The sequence below is a fragment of the Kluyvera cryocrescens NBRC 102467 genome, from assembly GCF_001571285.1.
In the GTDB taxonomy this organism is placed as follows: domain Bacteria; phylum Pseudomonadota; class Gammaproteobacteria; order Enterobacterales; family Enterobacteriaceae; genus Kluyvera; species Kluyvera cryocrescens.
In genome coordinates this window covers 1-18,101 of the sequence record NZ_BCTM01000027.1, presented here as the reverse complement: position 1 = coordinate 18,101, position 18,101 = coordinate 1, and the positions used below count along the sequence as shown (strand labels likewise).

Genomic DNA, 18,101 nt, shown 5'->3' with positions numbered 1-18,101 from the left:
AAAACGCTGAATTAATTATTGAGGTTGCTATGTCTATTCTGGTTAAAAATAACATTCATTGGGTTGGCCAACGTGACTGGGAAGTGCGTGATTTCCACGGTACCGAATATAAAACGCTGCGCGGCAGCAGCTACAACAGCTACCTTATCCGTGAAGAGAAAAACGTTCTGATCGATACCGTCGATCATAAGTTCAGCCGTGAATTCGTGCAAAACCTGCGCGGTGAAATCGACCTCGCCGATATCGACTACATCATCATTAACCACGCGGAAGAAGACCACGCCGGTGCGCTGACCGAACTGATGGCGCAGATCCCGGATACGCCAATTTACTGCACGGCCAACGCCATTGACTCCATCAACGGTCATCACCATCACCCGGAATGGAACTTCCACGTGGTGAAAACCGGCGACTCGCTGGATATCGGTAACGGCAAACAGCTGATCTTCGTTGAAACGCCAATGCTGCACTGGCCTGATAGCATGATGACCTACATGACCGGCGATGCGGTCCTGTTCAGTAACGATGCCTTCGGCCAGCACTACTGCGATGAACGCCTGTTCAACGACGAAGTTGACCAGACCGAACTGTTCGAACAATGCCAGCGCTACTACGCCAACATCCTGACGCCCTTTAGCCGTCTGGTGACGCCAAAAATTACTGAGATCCTCGGCTTTAACCTGCCGGTCGATATGATTGCCACTTCGCACGGCGTGGTATGGCGTGAAAACCCAACCCAGATCGTTGAGCTGTACCTGAAATGGGCCGCCGACTATCAGGAAGACCGCATCACTATTTTCTACGACACCATGTCCAACAACACCCGCATGATGGCGGATGCGATTGCTCAGGGCATCAACGAAGTCGACCCGAACGTGGCGGTGAAAATCTTCAACGTCGCCCGCAGCGATAAAAATGAAATTCTGACCAACGTGTTCCGCTCGAAAGGCGTGCTGGTCGGCACCTCAACCATGAATAACGTGATGATGCCGAAAATCGCCGGCCTGGTAGAAGAGATGACCGGCCTGCGCTTTCGGAATAAACGCGCCAGCGCCTTTGGCTCCCACGGCTGGAGCGGCGGTGCGGTAGACCGTCTGTCCACCCGTCTGCAGGATGCCGGTTTTGAAATGTCTCTGAGCCTGAAAGCCAAATGGCGCCCGGATCTGGATGCGCTGGAAGTCTGTCGCCAGCACGGCCGTGAAATTGCCCGCCAGTGGGCGCTGGCACTGCTGCCGGAAGCGACGGCGAAAACTGACTCAGCAAAAGACGCCTGCGCCTGTGCCGCCGCCGCCGACCTCGGCCCCAGCATGCAGTGCAGCGTTTGCCAATGGGTTTATGACCCAGCGAAAGGTGAACCGAACCAGGACGTCCAGCCAGGTACACCGTGGAGCGAAGTCCCGGACAACTTCCTGTGCCCGGAATGCTCCTTAGGCAAAGATGTCTTCGACGTGATGGCAACGGAGGCAAAATGAATCATGGCATCGTGATCGTTGGCTCGGGCTTCGCCGCCCGCCAACTGGTGAAAAATATCCGTAAGCAGGATATGAGCGTCAAATTGACGCTCATCGCCGCCGACAGTATCGACGAATACAACAAACCGGACTTAAGCCACGTCGTCAGCCGCGGGCAAACCGCCGCCGACCTCACCCTGCAAACCGCCGGTGAGTTCGCCGAGCAGTACAACCTGAATCTGTTCCCACAGACCTGGGTGACTGGAATCGACGCCGAGGCGCAGGTGGTCAAAAGCCAAAACCACCAATGGCACTACGACAAGCTGGTCCTGGCGACCGGTGCGTCAGCCATCGTGCCACCGGTACCGGGCAAAGAGCTGATGCTGACCCTCAACAGCCAGCAGGAGTTCGGCGCGGCGCAAAGTACGCTGCGCAATGCCAAACGGGTGCTGATTATCGGCGGCGGTTTGATTGGTAGCGAGCTGGCGATGGACTTCTGCCGCGCCGGCAAAGCGGTCACCGTGGTGGATAACTCCGCCAGCGTGCTGGCTTCGCTCATGCCGCCAGAGGTGAGCAGCCGTCTGCAGCATCGTCTGACCGATATGGGCATTCACCTGTTGCTGAAAAGCCAGCTGCAAGGGCTGGAGCAGACGACGACCGATATTCGCGCAAGCTTTGACCGCGACCGCCACGTGGAAGTCGATGCGGTGGTTGCCGCCACCGGCCTGCGCCCGGAAACGGCGCTGGCGCGGATGGCGGGTCTGGAGATTAACCGCGGCGTAAAAGTCGATAGCACGCTGCAAACCAGCAATCCGCATATCTATGCCCTGGGCGACTGCGCGGAGATCAACGGCGCGGTGATGCCGTTCCTGCAGCCCATCTTGATGAGCGCCATGTGTCTGGCGAAAAATCTGCTCGGCCAGTCCGGCGAGCTGAAGCTGCCGAATATGCTGGTGAAGGTGAAAACGCCGGATCTGCCGCTGCACCTGGCCGGCGAAACCCGCCGTCAGGATCTGAACTGGGCCATTGAAACCCGCGCCGACGGTATGTTGGCGCAAGGCTACGACCAAAACCAGCAGCTACGGGCTTTCGTGGTCAGCGAAGAAAGAATGAAAGAGGCCTTTGGCTTATTGAAGTCGCTGGTCAGTTAATCAGTAAACCCTCAGTCCACTGTTTGACTTAACCTCATGCGCAAGGAAGCGCGAAAGTCGCATGTTTGCCCCGCTGCCCCGGGGCTTTTTTTTGCCTGGCGTTCGGTACTGGCCCCGACGCTAATCTTAACGCACGACCAGCGCATCATAGTTGCGCCAACGGTAGTTGACCATCGACACCAGCCAGCACAATGCAAACAGACCAATCACCACAAAACCCGCGTTACCAAGATTATCGCTCAGCAGCGCCACGTCGCTCCACAGCCCGCCGGTTAAGGCGAACTTATCCATAATCAGCCCCAGCGCTTCCAGCCCACCGATAAACAGCGCCACCACCACGGATGCCCCGGTAATGGTCATATTGTAATAAAGCTTACGCTGCGGCTTATTGAACGCCCAACCGTAGGCGCCAACCATCAGGATATTGTCGAGGGTATCCACCAGCGCCATACCGCTGGCAAACAGCGCGGGGAAGACCATAATCGACCACATCGACATCCCGCTGGACGCGCTGGCCGCCGAGATCCCCAGCACGCCGATTTCGGTGGCGGTATCAAAACCCAGACCGAACAGAAAACCCACCAGATACATATGCCAGCTTTTGCCAATCAGGCGGAAAGTGCGGCTAAACAGCGCGCTCATCAGCCCTCCGGCAACCGGTGCGTCCGTATCGATGCGCTGCCCTTTTTTCAGCGCCTGGAAACTGCGCCACACGCTGCGTAAAATGATCAGGTTCACCAGCGCCATCGCCAGCAGAAATATCGCCGACACCGCGGTGCCAATAATGCTGCCGGTGTCGTGGAACCAGCTCATCTTATGCTGGAAGGCGGTCGCCGTGGCGGCAATGGCCACCGACGCCAGCACCACAATCGACGAGTGCCCCAGCGAAAACCAGGCTCCGACGCCAAACGGGCGCTTGCCCTGCTGCATCATTTTACGGGTGACGTTATCAATCGCCGCAATGTGGTCAGCATCCACCGCATGGCGCAGGCCGTAGCCCCACGCCAGCAGGCTGGCGGCCATGAGCGCACCGTTATGACCAAATGCCTGCCACGCCCAGCCCCAGGCCAATAAATTCGCCAGCAGCAAAACCAGCACCAGCAGCGAAGCTCGCGGCTGCTGGCGAAGCGCATTGAACAACATGAGAACTCCTTACGCCTGACTACGGGCGGCGGCGATCACCGCCTGCCCGAATGAAATCGCTCCATCACCGGCGGGTAACCGCTTAGGAAAGAGCAACGTGAAATCGGATAAATAGTGCGAGAGGCGAGCGCGCAGCAGCACGTTATGCAGCACGCCGCCGCCAAAGGCGAGCGTAGAAATGCCGGCCTGTTGCGCATGCGCCCGCATCATATCGGCCACACCGCGCGCCAGCGCATCGTGAAAGGCCCACGCTTTTTCAGCGGCCGCAGCCTGCCAGCTTAGCCAGCGTTGCCAGAAGGTCGCCAGATCCAGATGATTGCCGACAACCGGCATCGTTACAGAATGAACCACGCTATGACAGGTAACCGCGAGCGCCTCAAGACGGCAGGCCGCCTCCCCTTCATAGCTCAGCGTTTCCGGCGCGCAGCCCAGCGTGCAGGCCACCGCATCAAACAGACGGCCACACGAAGAGGCTCGCGGGCTGTTTATTCCGCGCGAAATCGCCTGCGCTAGCAATGGCCAATTCTTTTGCTGCACGCTTTGGGTTTCGGCAAAAGCCTGCCAGTTCGGAACAAACGCCAGGCACTGTGCCAACAGGTTGCGCCACGGCTGACGCGCCGCCAGATCGCCGCCCGGCAGCGCCACCGCCGGTAGCCCACCGAGATGTTCGCAGTGACGATAGCTCACGCGCAAGCACTCGCCGCCCCACAATGCGCCGGACTCCCCCATGCCAATACCATCGAGCGCCATCGCAATCACTTCGCCACCGTCCAGCGGCCAGTCGTGCTCGGCAAGGCAGGCGGCGATATGCGCGTGGTGATGCAGAACGCGCTGAACCGGCAGACCGCTGGCCAGCGCCCATTGCGACGAGCGATAGCCGTCATGAAAATCGGCCACCACGGCCTGTGGGGTAAAGTCATAGATTGCCTGCATCAGGCGCAGAGCCTGCTGCCATTGGCTTTCTACGCCATCATCAGTCAGATCGCCAAAATGCTGGCTGACCACCGCCTGGTCGCCGCGCGCAAGGCTAAAGGTATTTTTCATATCCGCGCCGAGACACAGCGTCGGCGGTACGTCACGAAAACCAGGCGGTAGCGGCAGCGCATCCGGCACATAGCCTCGGGAACGGCGCAGCATTTCGCCGCTCTGCCGCACCACCGAGTCATCCATGCGCTGGACGATATCGCGATTGTGCAGCAGAAAACCGTCGGCAATATCGGCGAGATCGTGCAGTGCCTGTTGATTGGTTAACGCCGGTGGTTTACCGCTCAGGTTGCCGGAAGTCATCACCAGCGGGCGCCCCAGCGCCTGCATCAGTAAATGCTGGAGTGGATTCGCGGGAAGCATCACCCCCACTTCCACCAGATCCGGCGCTATTTCTGCACAAAGCCCGGAGACGTTTTTTTTCGCCACCAGCACAATCGGTGCGGCAGGGGTGGTTAAGAGCGACGCGGCCTCCAGCGGCAGCGCGTCGGCAGTGGGCACCATCACCGCCAGCGGTTTGGCCGGGCGATGTTTACGGGCGCGAAGTGTGGCCACCGCCTGCGGATTCCCCGCGTCGCAGGCCAGATGGAAACCGCCAATGCCTTTCACGGCGACGATCCCGCCTGCATCCAGCATGGCGACAGCGGCCTGCAGCGCCGCCTCTTTTTGCAGTTTTTGCTCAGCACTTTGCCACATGAGCCATGGGCCGCATTCAGCGCAGGCCACCGGCTGGGCGTGAAAACGTCGGTCATCAGGATTGCGGTATTCTGCTTCGCAGCTTTTACACAGCGGGAATGCCGCCATCACCGTCAGCGGCCGGTCGTACGGCATGGCGTTGATGATGGTGAAGCGCGGCCCGCAGTGGGTGCAGTTGATAAACGGATAGCGGTAGCGCCGCTCTCCAGGGTCGTTCATCTCCGCGAGACAGGCGGGGCACGTTGCCGCGTCGGGGACGATTTGCGTACTCATCGCCCCGGCGCCGCTCTCGCGAATCACAAAATCGGTAGGGATCGTCGGCCAATCATAGGGCTCGACGTGGGTGCTATCAATGCGCGCAAGCGGCGGGCAGTGCTGATACAGCGCGGCGATGAAGTCTACCTCATCGCCGTACAGGCGCAGCAGCACGCCGGCGCTGTCATTACAGACATCACCAAGACGCTCGCGCCGCTTCGCCTGTTGCCAGACAAAGGGGCGGAAGCCCACCCCCTGAACTTTGCCGCAGATACGAATCTGCACACCGTTTGCACGCATTTGTTTACCCGAGCACCGCCACTTTCAGCCGCGTTTTCATCGACTGATAGCTTTCTTGCGCATAGTTTTCGGCCCAGTTCTGATCGTCAATCGCTTCCACTTTCACCGCGCAGTACTTGGTTTCCGGCGTTTTCGAGATCGGATCGAGGTTATCCTGGGTCAGTTCGTTGCAGGCGCCAATCCACCATTGGTAGGTCATGTACACGCTGCCATGGTTGATACGTTCGCTGACGTTAGCGCGGCTAATGACTTTACCGCGGCGTGAAGAGACCCACACCAGCTGCTGGTCGCGGATGTTCAACAGTTCGGCATCCGTTGGGTTGATCTGCACAAAGCCCGGTTCATCAGCCAGCGATTGCAGCGCCGCACAGTTGCCGGTCATTGAACGACAGGAGTAGTGGCCCACTTCGCGCACGGTGCAGAGCACCAGCGGGAAATCCGCATCCGGGATTTCAGCCGGGGCGCGCCACGGTGCGGCAAACAGGTGTCCCTTACCATCTGGCGTCGCAAACTGGTTGTCTTCATACAGATACTGCGTACCCGGATGGTCGAGCGTCGGACACGGCCACTGCACGTGGCCCATCTCACCCATTTTTTCATAGGTGACGCCGTAGAACAGCGGGCACAGCTCGCGCATTTCGTCCCAGATTTGCTGGTTGTCGTCGTAATGCATCGGGTAGCCCATCTCGCTGGCCAACAGGCTGATGATCTCCCAGTCGCGCTTCACGTTGTAGGTTGGTTCGATGGCCTTTTCAAAGCGCTGGAAGCCGCGGTCGGCGCAGGTAAAGACGCCGCCATGTTCGCCCCATGAGGTAGCTGGCAGCAGTACGTCCGCCTGCTCGGCGGTTTTGGTCATAAAGATGTCCTGCACCACCACAAAATCGAGCGCTTCAAACCCTTTGCGCACCAGCCCTAAGTCGGCCTCGGTTTGCAGCGGGTCTTCCCCCATGATGTAGTAGGCTTTCACCTTCCCTTCCAGCGCCAGATGCGGCACTTCGGTGATCCGCACGCCGACTTTGTCGTCCATCAGGCTGGCATCAATCCCCCACGCGTTGGCGAATTTCTCGCGGACAGCGGGGTCAACCACGTCCTGATAGCCAGGGAACTGGTTTGGCAGCACGCCCATGTCGCATGCGCCCTGGACGTTGTTTTGCCCACGCACCGGGCCAACGCCGACGCTTTCACGACCGAGATTACCGGTCAGCAGCGCCAGGCTTGCCAGCCCTTTCACCACGTCAACCGCCTGGCCAAACTGGGTGACGCCCATCCCCCACATGATGGTGGCGGACGGTGCGGCGGCGTAGGTACGCATCGCCTGACGAACTTGCTGTGCCGGGATACCGGTCAGATGTTCTACCGCTTCCGGCGCGTAGTCTTTGACCACTTCGCGCATTTCATCAAGCCCGGTGGTAAAGCGCGCCACGTATTCCTGATCGTAGAGATTTTCTTCCAGCAGCACGTGGGCGAAGGCGTTCACCAGCGCCATATTGCTGCCGTTGCGCATTTGCAGATGCTGGTCGGCGATACGCGCAGTTTCAATGCGCCGCGGGTCGCAGACGATAATTTTGGCCCCTTTGTCTTTAGCCTTAATGACGCGACGTGCCACGATCGGGTGCGAATCCGCACAGTTGTAACCAAAGACCAGCAGGCAGCGCGAGTTTTCGATATCGCCAATGCTGTTACTCATCGCGCCGTTGCCCAGCACATCCTGCAGCCCCGCCACCGACGGGCCGTGGCACACGCGCGCACAGCAGTCGACGTTGTTGGTATGCAGCACGCCGCGGGCAAATTTTTGCATCACATAGTTGGTTTCATTGCCGGTGCCGCGCGATGACCCGGTGGTCATAATCGCGCGCGGCCCGAATTTGGCTTTGATATCGCCAAGACGTTTCGCGGTGTAGCGAATCGCCTCATCCCAGCTCACGGGAGTGAATTTGCCGCCCTTTTCATAGCGGATCATCGGCTGCGTTAATCGTGGCGTCAGCAGCTTGGTATCGTTAAGGAAGTCCCAGCCGTAGTAGCCTTTCAGACACAGTTCGTTTTGGTTGGTTTTACCATCAGCGGCTTCGGCACGGATAATTTTACCGTTATCGACAACCAGCTTCAGCTTACAACCCGCGCCACAGTAAGGGCATACACTCGTGATTTTTTTCATCAGTAACAGACCTGTTAAAAGAGAAATTAAGGGATTTTAGAAAGAGATCGACGTCGCCACGTCCAGCGCGGTACGGCGGCGCTTCTCAGCGCTCAACTGTTCGAGCTTGTCGCGGTCAACGCAGAACAGCGCGTGGGTCGGGCAGGCTTCCATACAGGCCGGGCCGGCTTCGCGGTGGAAACACAGATCGCACTTGTTGGCTTCTGCTTTTTCCGCACGGATTTTCAGCCCGGAACCGCTGTTACGCACAACGGGACGCACCACCACTTCCATCGCGCCGTACGGGCAGGCCACAACGCAGGTTTTACAGCCGATGCAGCGTTCCTGCATGACGTGAATAAAACCTTTGTCGCGGATAATCGCGCCGTTCGGGCAGACGTTGGCGCACGGGGCGTCTTCGCACTGGCGACAAGCGGTGGCGGTGGACACATCCATCCCTTTAATAACGTGGATACGCGGCAGGAAAGATTGTGGCGTCAGGGCTGCGCAGTCCTGATCTTCCTGGTGGGAAACCACACATGCGACTTCGCATGTCCGGCAGCCAATACATTTACTCGCATCAGCAATGATGAAACGGTTCATCAACTTCTCCAGCAATGACAATGAATTGTGCGGGAGAATGCATTAATCGAGCCAACTTTTATTAAGCTGATTATTAAGGATATTTTTTAGAAGCGGCGGCTGGAATGGCTGTCATCGTCATTAATGACGATGACAGCTGACGAGATTAGGCGTGCGGGCCTGAGACTATCGAATCGCGCTCGATAAGCTCGCCTGGGAAGGTTTGTTGATACTTGAAGTCACCGCCATCGAGCATAAAAATAAGCCGGTTGATGGTCTCTTTAATCATCTCGGTGACCGGGATACGCACGCTGGATAGTGCCGGGATCATATAGGGCGCCAGCGCAATATCATCAAAGCCAATCACCGACACCTGCTGCGGAACGCTAACGCCATGGGCATGAAGCTGCTTGATGGCCCCCACCGCCATATCGTCGTTGCTGGCAACCAGCGCGCTAAAGCTGACCTGCCGTTCACGCAGCATATCTACGCCGGCAGCGCCGGTGGCAGGAGTCCATTTTCCTTCGACAATCAGTTCGTCACGTATCGCAATGCCGTGCTTTGTTAAGGCGTCTTTATAACCGGAAAGACGCTCAATGCCGGTCGGTGAATCCAGCGAACCGGTGATAAAGGCAATATCGCGATGGCCGCGGGCAATGAGTTTTTCCACCGCCTGCTGGCTGGCCGATTTCTGATCGCAATAAACGCAGTGGCTGCTGTTGCGTCGGAGCCGACGGTTAATCACCAGCACCGGCTGTTGCTGCTGTTGAATAATATCGTCAATTTCGTCGACGCTTAAAAAGCGCGGATAAATAATGATGCCGTCGCAGCGCAGGTCGAGCAGATACTGAATGGCCTCGCGTTCTTCCTGCGCGCTGTGTTTCCCATCGGCCAGAATCAGCCGCCGCCCTTGCGCTTCCGTCATGCTCGCGGCGTGAAACAGCAACTCGCTGAAGTAGACGCCGTGATACAGCGTGTTGGTCACCACCAGCCCTAGCGTCTGGGTTTTTTTGGTGGCCAGATTGCGCGCCAGCAGATTCGGCCGATAGCCGCTCTCTTCAATCGCCAGAAACACCCGGTCTTTGGTCTCCTGGCTCACGTAGCCGTTACCCGACAGCACCCGGGAGACGGTGGCTTTCGAGACGCCCGCCCGCCGCGCCACCTCCAGCATCGTCGTCATGATGGTTATCCTTAAAAAATCATTTGCCCGCAGTGTACTTCACCGTTTGGCTATTTTCAGCAACGGCGAAAACAACGCAAAGTGAGCCCCGCCAGGTTTGTGTGATCGGTTTCACGAATAAATTAAAAACAAACTTTAGATCTTGAGATCACAAAATAAACACAAGATGATTATGTGGAACCGGTTTCCTATACAGCGTTTCATTGGCGCCTATTCCCGACAATGAACGAAAAGTACCCTACTGATAAAACAGGATAAAATCCGATGTCTAAAAATTATGCGGCTCTGGCGCAATCCGTCGTCGGCGCGCTGGGCGGCGTGGACAATATCACCGCCGTCACCCACTGCATGACCCGTCTTCGCTTCGTGCTGAAAGACGATACGCTGGTGGATAGCGCGACCCTCAAAGGCATCAGCGGCGTGATGGGCGTGGTACGTAACGACAATCAATGCCAGGTGATTATCGGCAATACCGTCTCACAAGCTTTCCGCGAAGTGGTAAGCCTGCTGCCGGGCGATATGCAGCCAGCTGCGCCGGTTGGGAAACCGAAACTCACCTTAAAACGCATCGGCGCCGGGATCCTTGATGCGCTGATCGGCACCATGTCGCCGCTGATCCCCGCCATTATCGGTGGATCGATGGTCAAACTGCTGGCGATGATCCTCGAAATGACCGGCGTGCTGCCAAAAGGCGCACCGACGCTAACCATCCTGACGGTGATTGGCGACGGCGCGTTCTTCTTCCTGCCGCTGATGGTCGCCGCTTCTGCGGCCGTAAAATTCAAAACCAACATGTCGCTGGCTATCGCTATCGCCGGGGTGCTGGTGCACCCGAGCTTTATTGAGCTGATGGCCAAAGCCGCGCAGGGCGAGCACGTTGAGTTCGCCTATATTCCGGTGACCGCGGTGAAATACACCTATACGGTGATCCCGGCGCTGGTGATGACCTGGTGTTTGTCATACATCGAGCGTTGGGTCGATAAAATTACCCCGGCGGTGACCAAGAATTTCCTCAAGCCGATGCTGATTGTGCTGATTGCCGCGCCGCTGGCGATCCTGCTGATCGGCCCTATCGGTATCTGGATCGGTAGCGCTATCTCCGCGCTGGTGTACACCATTCACGGCTATCTCGGCTGGCTGTCCGTCGCCATTATGGGCGCGCTATGGCCGCTGCTGGTGATGACCGGGATGCACCGCGTCTTTACCCCTACCATCATTCAGACCATCGCCGAAACCGGCAAAGAAGGGATGGTGATGCCGTCAGAAATTGGCGCCAATCTGTCGCTCGGCGGCTCATCGCTGGCGGTGGCGTGGAAAACCAAAAACCCGGAATTGCGCCAGACTGCGCTGGCCGCAGCTGCATCCGCCATTCTGGCCGGTATTTCAGAACCTGCGCTTTACGGCGTCGCCATTCGCCTTAAACGCCCGCTGATTGCCAGCCTGATTAGCGGCTTTATCTGCGGCGGTATTGCCGGTGCCGTCGGCCTTGCCAGCCATTCAATGGCCGCACCTGGCCTGTTCACCAGCGTGCAGTTCTTCGACCCATCAAACCCAATGACCATCGTCTGGGTCTTCGGCGTGATGGCGCTGGCGGTGGTACTGTCATTCGTGCTGACGCTGATTCTGGGCTTTGAAGATATTCCGCTTGAGGATGCCGCCGCCGAGGCGCGCAAGCGTCAGGCCACTCAGCCCGCAGGCATCACGGCCACACAAATTTCCTGATTTTAAGCGAGGTAACGCATGTCGACATTTCCGCAAGGCTTTCTCTGGGGCGGCGCGCTAGCCGCCAACCAGGCCGAAGGGGCCTATCTTGAGGGCGGCAAAGGGCTGACCACCGTGGATATGATCCCCCACGGAAGCAACCGCCTACCGGTTAAACTCGGCCAGGAAAAGCGCTTTGCGCTACGTGACGATGAGTTCTACCCAAGCCATCAGGCGATCGATTTCTATCATCGCTACAAAGAGGATATTGCTCTGATGGCTGAGATGGGGTTTAGCGTATTTCGCACCTCTATCGCCTGGAGCCGTCTGTATCCAAATGGCGATGAGCTGACGCCAAACGAAGAAGGCATCGCCTTCTATCGTGACCTGTTCCGCGAATGCAAAAAATACGGCATTGAACCGCTGGTGACCCTCTGTCACTTCGACGTGCCGATGCATCTGGTCACCGAATATGGTTCATGGCGTAACCGCAAAATGGTGGAGTTTTTCACCCGCTATGCGCGTACTTGCTTTGAGGCCTTCGACGGGCTGGTGAAATACTGGCTGACCTTCAACGAAATCAACATCATGCTGCACAGCCCGTTCTCCGGCGCGGGGCTGGTATTCGAAGAGGGTGAAAATCAGGATCAGGTGAAATATCAGGCGGCGCACCACGAGCTGGTGGCGAGCGCGCTGGCGACCCAAATCGCCCATGAGGTGAACCCGCAAAACCAGGTAGGCTGTATGTTGGCCGGCGGCAATTTCTACCCCTATTCCTGCAAGCCGGAAGACGTATGGGCGGCGTTGGAAAAAGACCGTGAAAACCTGTTCTTTATCGACGTACAGGCGCGCGGTGCTTATCCGGCCTATTCCGCGCGGGTGTTCCGCGAGAAAGGCGTAACCATCTCCAAAGAGCCAGGAGATGATGAGGCGCTGAAGCATACCGTCGATTTCGTGTCATTTAGCTACTACGCCTCGCGCTGCGCATCGGCAGAGATGAACGCTAACAATACCAACGCAGCCAATATCGTTAAGTCGCTGAAAAACCCGTACATTGAGGCCAGCGAATGGGGATGGGGTATCGATCCACTGGGCCTGCGCATCACCATGAACATGATGTACGACCGCTACCAGAAACCGCTGTTCCTGGTGGAAAATGGCCTGGGCGCCAAAGACGTGGTGAATGCCAACGGACAGATCGATGACGACTATCGCATCAGCTACCTGCGTGAGCATATTCGCGCCATGGGTGACGCCATTGAGGATGGTATTCCGGTGATGGGCTACACCACCTGGGGCTGTATTGACCTGGTCGCCGCATCAACCGGCGAGATGAGTAAACGCTACGGCTTTGTCTACGTCGATCGCGACGACGCGGGCAATGGTACGCTGACGCGCACACGCAAGAAGTCGTTCTGGTGGTATAAAAAAGTGATTGCCAGTAACGGCGAGGATTTGGCTTAAATCCCCTTCAACGTAACGCCCGATGTTGTGCATTTAAGATTGAGATACCCGGGTCGACCACCGGGTTTGGCGTCCCACCGGGATCCAAATCCCGGTGTTTCTCCTCATTCATTCGCTTAAGTGGACGATATTGGGTGTGACACAGGGTAAAAATCCGTCTGAATATGGCATCATAACGCGTAGAACATGATGAATTCAGGGGTAATGAGTGTGAAACCGGTAACGCTATACGATGTTGCAGACCATGCGGGAGTCTCTTATCAGACTGTCTCTCGCGTAGTGAATCAGGCTCGCCACGTTTCCGCCAAAACCCGTGAAAAAGTCGAAGCCGCAATGGCGGAACTGAATTACATTCCCAACCGCGTTGCACAACAGTTGGCCGGAAAACAGACGCCGCTTATCGGCGTTGTCACCAGCAACCTTGCACTACATGCGCCGTCACAGATTGTCGCGGCGATTAAATCGCGCGCCGACAGTTCAGGCGCAAGCGTGGTCATCGCGATGGTGGAACGTAACGGCCTGGAAGCCTGTAAAGCCGCGGTACATAACCTGCTGACGCAACGGGTAACCGGTTTGATCGTTAACTATCCGCTCGATGAAAATGATGCTCTTGACGTTGCGGCAAGTTGTGGCAACGTACCGGTACTGTTTCTTGACGTTTCTGACGAATTCCCTATTAACAGCGTGATTTTTTCCCACGATGAAGGGGCGCGTTTGGGGGTTGAGCATCTGGTCGAACATGGGCATCAGCGTATTGCGCTGCTGGCTGGGCCGCACTCATCGGTTTCGGCGCGACTGAGGCTCGCAGGCTGGCATAAATATCTGGCGCATTACCAACTACAGCCAGTTGCAGAAGCAGAGGGAGACTGGAGAGCGATGTCCGGTTTTCAGCAAACCTTACAGATACTGAATAGCGGCACCCTGCCAACCGCGATGCTGGTCGCGAACGATCAGATGGCCCTTGGCGCGATGCGGGCAATCAGCGAGTTCGGTCTGCGCGTAGCGAGCGACATTTCAATTATTGGCTACGATGATACTGAGGATAGCGCCTGCTATATTCCGCCGTTGACCACCATCAGACAGGATTTTTCGCTGCTCGGTAAAACGAGTGTCGACAAACTGCTGCAACTCTCTGACGCTGAATCCGCCGCTAACAATCAGTTACTGCCGGTATCATTGATTCAACGTAAGACAGTTTGTCCGCCCAATACCCACGTGGCCTCTCCTGAAGCCTTAGCCAGTTCACTCATCCAGCTCGCCCGGCAGATCTCTCAGCTCTCACCCAAAAAGTGATCGCGTAAAATTGTGTGAGTGAGTTCACTTATTACCCATCTCATCCTTTACAGAAATAACACCACGCCCCTATTTTAACAAAAATTGTGAGCGGATAACAATTTCCATAAGGATACAGATATGTCCCCGAACACCGAATCACTCGCCGCCGTACTGAAACGTCGCGACTGGGAAAACCCTGGCGTAACGCAGCTCAACCGCCTGGAAGCACATCCTCCTTTTTATAGCTGGCGAAATGCCGATGATGCTCATGCCAGACGAGAATCACCACAAAAACGCAGCCTGAACGGGCAATGGAACTTTAGCTGGTTTGCCGCTCCTGAAGCCGTTCCGGAAAGCTGGCTAACCGGCGACTTGCCTCAGGCAGATACCATTAACGTCCCCTCCAACTGGCAGATGGACGGTTATGATGCCCCTATTTACACCAACGTGACTTATCCCATTCCGGTTAATCCGCCGTTTGTCCCGGCTGACAACCCCACAGGCTGTTACTCGCTCACATTTAATATTGATGACACATGGCTTCAGGAAGGCCAGACGCGGATCATTTTTGACGGCGTGAACTCCGCGTTCCACCTTTGGTGTAACGGACGCTGGGTGGGCTACGGGCAAGACAGTCGCCTGCCGTCTGAATTCGATCTCAGTCATTATCTGCTTAGCGGTGAAAACCGCCTGGCGGTCATGGTGCTGCGCTGGAGCGATGGCAGCTATCTGGAAGACCAGGATATGTGGCGGATGAGCGGGATTTTCCGCGATGTTTCTTTGCAACATAAACCCGCCACGCATATCAGTGACCTGCGAATTAACACCCATTTTAATGACGACTTCAGCCGTGCCGCTCTGGAAACGCAAGTTCGGGTAGCCGGTGAGCTGCGTAATGATTTACGCGTGACGGTACAGCTGTGGGATAACGACACGTTAATCGGTGAAAACACCGGCTCGTTGGGCAGTGAAATTATTGATGAGCGTGGTGCTTATCATGACCGGATTACCCTGCGTCAGAATGTTAAAGAACCGGCGCTGTGGAGTGCGGAAACGCCAAATCTTTATCGGGCCGTGGTGAAGTTACACACCGCGGACGGTGTGCTGATAGAAGCAGAAGCCTGTGACGTCGGCTTCCGTCAGGTCAGAATTGAAAACGGTCTACTGCTGTTGAATGGTAAACCGTTGTTGATACGCGGCACCAACCGTCATGAGCATCACCCGGTAAATGGCCAGGTGATGGACGAGGCAACGATGGTGCAGGACATCGTGCTGATGAAGCAGAACAACTTCAACGCCGTGCGCTGCTCTCATTATCCCAATCACCCACTGTGGTACACGCTGTGCGATCGTTACGGTCTGTATGTGGTGGATGAAGCGAATATTGAGACCCACGGGATGGTACCAATGAATCGCCTGACCGACGATCCCGACTGGCTACCTGCCATGAGCCAGCGCGTCACCAGAATGGTACAACGTGACCGTAATCATCCGAGCATTATTATCTGGTCACTGGGTAACGAGTCAGGCCATGGGGCCAACCACGATGCGCTCTATCGCTGGCTGAAGTCAGAAGATCCCTCCCGGCCGGTGCAATACGAAGGCGGCGGAGCAAATACTGCCGCCACCGACATCATCTGTCCGATGTACGCGCGTGTCGATCAAGATCAGCCCTTCCCTGCGGTACCAAAATGGTCAATCAAGAAATGGTTGTCATTACCTGGCGAGCAACGCCCGCTGATCCTCTGCGAATATGCTCACGCCATGGGGAACAGTTTCGGCGGTTTCGCCAAATACTGGCAGGCATTCCGTCAATATCCACGCCTGCAGGGCGGCTTTGTCTGGGACTGGGTGGATCAGTCGTTAATTAAATATGATGAGAACGGCAATCCTTGGTCAGCCTACGGCGGCGATTTTGGTGATACACCAAACGATCGCCAGTTCTGCATGAATGGGCTGGTTTTCGCCGACAGGACGCCACACCCGGCATTGTATGAAGCCAAGCATGAACAGCAGTTTTTCCAGTTTGCATTGTTGCCGGGAGCCACATACCAGATTGAAGTTGTCAGCGAATATCTGTTCCGCCATAGCGATAACGAAGTGCTGCACTGGTCGCTCGCACTGGACGGGAAACCGCTCGCTTCAGGCGTGACAACGCTGAATATCTCTCCACAAGGACGACAGATCATCACCCTACCCGAATTCCCGAAACAAGAGGATGTCGGTGAGCTGTGGCTGACGGTCCGCGTCGAGCAACCGCAGGCCACCACATGGTCAGAGGCTGGACATATTTGCGCCTGGCAGCAGTGGAAGGTTGGCAAGAAACTCTGCGTGCAGCGATCAAAACCTGCCGGGCGCGCCCCCCAACTCACCACTCGTGAGGACGGATATAGCATCACCGTCAGCAATAAACGCTGGGAATTTAGCCGCCAACTGGGCCTGCTCACACAGTACATGATTGGCGAAGAAGCACAGCTGTTGACGCCGCTCGTCGATCAGTTTACCCGCGCACCGCTAGACAACGATATCGGCGTAAGCGAATCAACCCGCATTGACCCTAACGCCTGGGTAGAGCGCTGGAAGGCCGCCGGCCACTATCAGCTTGAGGCGACCTTACAGCAATGCGAGGCGGACGCGCTGGCCAGCGCAGTGCTCATTACCACCTCGCATTCGTGGCAGTACCGCGGAGAGACGCTGTTTGTCAGCCACAAAACGTACCGCATTGACGACCAAGGCGAGATGCAAATCAGCGTGAATGTTGAGGTTGCCAGCGGCACACCGCACCCGGCGCGTATCGGTCTGACATGTCAGCTTGCGCAGGTAGCGGAGCGGGTCAACTGGCTGGGATTAGGCCCACATGAAAACTATCCGGACCGACTTTCCTCCGCCTGCGTTGATCGTTGGGATCAGCCACTGGACGCAATGTATACCCCATATGTTTTCCCATGTGAAAACGGCCTACGCTGTCACACCCGCGAGCTGAGCTATGGCGAGCACTCCTGGCGCGGTGATTTCCAATTCAACATCAGCCGTTATGGTCAGAAGCAACTGATGGAGACCAGCCATCGCCATCTGCTGCAACCGGAAGCGGGGACCTGGCTCAATATTGATGGCTTCCATATGGGCGTAGGCGGTGACGACTCCTGGAGCCCTTCTGTTTCGCCAGAATATCTACTGAGCGCCGGACGCTACCACTACCAGCTTATCTGGGGTTAACCATAATCAGCTGGCAGGTTACCCCCTGCCAGCATCCTGCTAAAGGAAGTCCATCATGTATTACTGGAAAAATATTAATTTCTGGATGTTTGGTTTTTTCTTCTTCTTTTACTTTTTCATTATGGGTGCCTATTTCCCCTTCTTTCCGATCTGGTTACACGATATAAACCATATCAGTAAAGGAGACACTGGTATTATATTCGCTTGTATTTCGCTGTTTTCGTTGCTATTCCAGCCAATTTTCGGTTTGCTTTCTGATAAGCTCGGCCTACGTAAACATCTACTGTGGGTGATTACCGGAATGCTGGTGATGTTTGCTCCGTTCTTTATTTACGTATTTGGCCCATTATTACAAACCAATATTTTACTGGGGTCGATTGTCGGCGGTATTTACCTCGGGTTTATTTATAATGCCGGCGCCCCTGCGATTGAAGCCTATATTGAAAAGGCCAGTCGCCGGAGTCACTTCGAATTTGGGCGCGCGCGCATGTTTGGTTGCGTAGGCTGGGCGCTATGCGCCTCGATTGCCGGAATTATGTTCAACATTAATAACCAATTTGTTTTCTGGC

12 protein-coding genes are annotated in these 18,101 nt (G+C 56.3%); 7 read left to right on the top strand and 5 right to left on the bottom strand.

Annotated features, from left to right (window positions below):
• Nucleotides 1-29 precede the first annotated feature (29 nt).
• Nucleotides 30-1,472: an anaerobic nitric oxide reductase flavorubredoxin gene (norV, locus tag KCR01S_RS17945; RefSeq protein WP_061284455.1), complete on the top strand. Its 1,443-nt coding sequence runs from the start codon at nucleotides 30-32 to the stop codon at nucleotides 1,470-1,472.
• Nucleotides 1,469-2,602 carry an NADH:flavorubredoxin reductase NorW gene (norW, locus tag KCR01S_RS17940; RefSeq protein WP_061284454.1) on the top strand — a complete coding sequence of 378 codons (1,134 nt, stop codon included), beginning with the start codon at nucleotides 1,469-1,471 and terminating at the stop codon, nucleotides 2,600-2,602. The genes norV and norW overlap by 4 nt, the downstream gene beginning before the upstream one ends.
• Before the next feature lie 126 nt (nucleotides 2,603-2,728).
• Here the strand turns inward: norW and KCR01S_RS17935 are convergent, their stop codons facing one another.
• The 5 genes from KCR01S_RS17935 to KCR01S_RS17915 all read right to left on the bottom strand — a co-directional run bounded on the left by KCR01S_RS17935 (nucleotide 2,729) and on the right by KCR01S_RS17915 (nucleotide 9,876).
• Nucleotides 2,729-3,745 (bottom strand): HoxN/HupN/NixA family nickel/cobalt transporter, encoded by a 1,017-nt coding sequence (locus KCR01S_RS17935; protein WP_061284453.1) that lies wholly within the window; start codon nucleotides 3,743-3,745, stop codon nucleotides 2,729-2,731.
• Nucleotides 3,746-3,754: 9 nt separating this feature from the next.
• Complete coding sequence (gene hypF / locus KCR01S_RS17930) at nucleotides 3,755-5,980, bottom strand: carbamoyltransferase HypF (RefSeq protein WP_061284452.1); 2,226 nt, start codon at nucleotides 5,978-5,980, stop codon at nucleotides 3,755-3,757.
• A 4-nt stretch (nucleotides 5,981-5,984) separates the two neighbouring features.
• Nucleotides 5,985-8,135 (bottom strand): formate dehydrogenase subunit alpha, encoded by a 2,151-nt coding sequence (gene fdhF / locus KCR01S_RS17925; protein ID WP_061284451.1) that lies wholly within the window; start codon nucleotides 8,133-8,135, stop codon nucleotides 5,985-5,987.
• A gap of 36 nt (nucleotides 8,136-8,171) precedes the next feature.
• A complete protein-coding gene (hydN, locus tag KCR01S_RS17920; RefSeq protein ID WP_052282200.1) occupies nucleotides 8,172-8,717 on the bottom strand; it encodes an electron transport protein HydN in 546 nt (181 codons plus the stop codon).
• A 145-nt stretch (nucleotides 8,718-8,862) separates the two neighbouring features.
• Complete coding sequence (locus KCR01S_RS17915; RefSeq protein ID WP_061284450.1) at nucleotides 8,863-9,876, bottom strand: LacI family DNA-binding transcriptional regulator; 1,014 nt, start codon at nucleotides 9,874-9,876, stop codon at nucleotides 8,863-8,865.
• 264 nt (nucleotides 9,877-10,140) lie between these two features.
• On the opposite strand from KCR01S_RS17915, the gene ascF reads away from it, so the two are divergent.
• The 5 genes from ascF to KCR01S_RS17890 form a co-directional block, all read left to right on the top strand.
• A complete protein-coding gene (ascF, locus tag KCR01S_RS17910; RefSeq protein WP_061284449.1) occupies nucleotides 10,141-11,598 on the top strand; it encodes a PTS cellobiose/arbutin/salicin transporter subunit IIBC in 1,458 nt (485 codons plus the stop codon).
• Between the two features lie 18 nt (nucleotides 11,599-11,616).
• Nucleotides 11,617-13,041 (top strand): 6-phospho-beta-glucosidase, encoded by a 1,425-nt coding sequence (locus KCR01S_RS17905; RefSeq protein WP_061284448.1) that lies wholly within the window; start codon nucleotides 11,617-11,619, stop codon nucleotides 13,039-13,041.
• Between the two features lie 210 nt (nucleotides 13,042-13,251).
• Entirely contained in the window at nucleotides 13,252-14,334 is a 1,083-nt protein-coding gene (locus tag KCR01S_RS17900) for a LacI family DNA-binding transcriptional regulator (protein ID WP_061284447.1), read from the top strand.
• 120 nt (nucleotides 14,335-14,454) lie between these two features.
• Nucleotides 14,455-17,532 carry a beta-galactosidase gene (locus KCR01S_RS17895; protein WP_061284446.1) on the top strand — a complete coding sequence of 1,026 codons (3,078 nt, stop codon included), beginning with the start codon at nucleotides 14,455-14,457 and terminating at the stop codon, nucleotides 17,530-17,532.
• A gap of 55 nt (nucleotides 17,533-17,587) precedes the next feature.
• The coding region (locus tag KCR01S_RS17890) for an oligosaccharide MFS transporter (protein ID WP_156478781.1) at nucleotides 17,588-18,101 on the top strand (514 nt) is incomplete at its 3' end.

Coding starts and splice junctions, on each gene's coding strand:
- norV (WP_061284455.1), top strand. CDS start 30: ATGTCTATTCTGGTTAAAAATAACATTCATTGGGTTGGCCAACGTGAC.
- norW (WP_061284454.1), top strand. CDS start 1,469: ATGAATCATGGCATCGTGATCGTTGGCTCGGGCTTCGCCGCCCGCCAA.
- KCR01S_RS17935 (WP_061284453.1), bottom strand. CDS start 3,745: ATGTTGTTCAATGCGCTTCGCCAGCAGCCGCGAGCTTCGCTGCTGGTG.
- hypF (WP_061284452.1), bottom strand. CDS start 5,980: ATGCGTGCAAACGGTGTGCAGATTCGTATCTGCGGCAAAGTTCAGGGG.
- fdhF (WP_061284451.1), bottom strand. CDS start 8,135: ATGAAAAAAATCACGAGTGTATGCCCTTACTGTGGCGCGGGTTGTAAG.
- hydN (WP_052282200.1), bottom strand. CDS start 8,717: ATGAACCGTTTCATCATTGCTGATGCGAGTAAATGTATTGGCTGCCGG.
- KCR01S_RS17915 (WP_061284450.1), bottom strand. CDS start 9,876: ATGACGACGATGCTGGAGGTGGCGCGGCGGGCGGGCGTCTCGAAAGCC.
- ascF (WP_061284449.1), top strand. CDS start 10,141: ATGTCTAAAAATTATGCGGCTCTGGCGCAATCCGTCGTCGGCGCGCTG.
- KCR01S_RS17905 (WP_061284448.1), top strand. CDS start 11,617: ATGTCGACATTTCCGCAAGGCTTTCTCTGGGGCGGCGCGCTAGCCGCC.
- KCR01S_RS17895 (WP_061284446.1), top strand. CDS start 14,455: ATGTCCCCGAACACCGAATCACTCGCCGCCGTACTGAAACGTCGCGAC.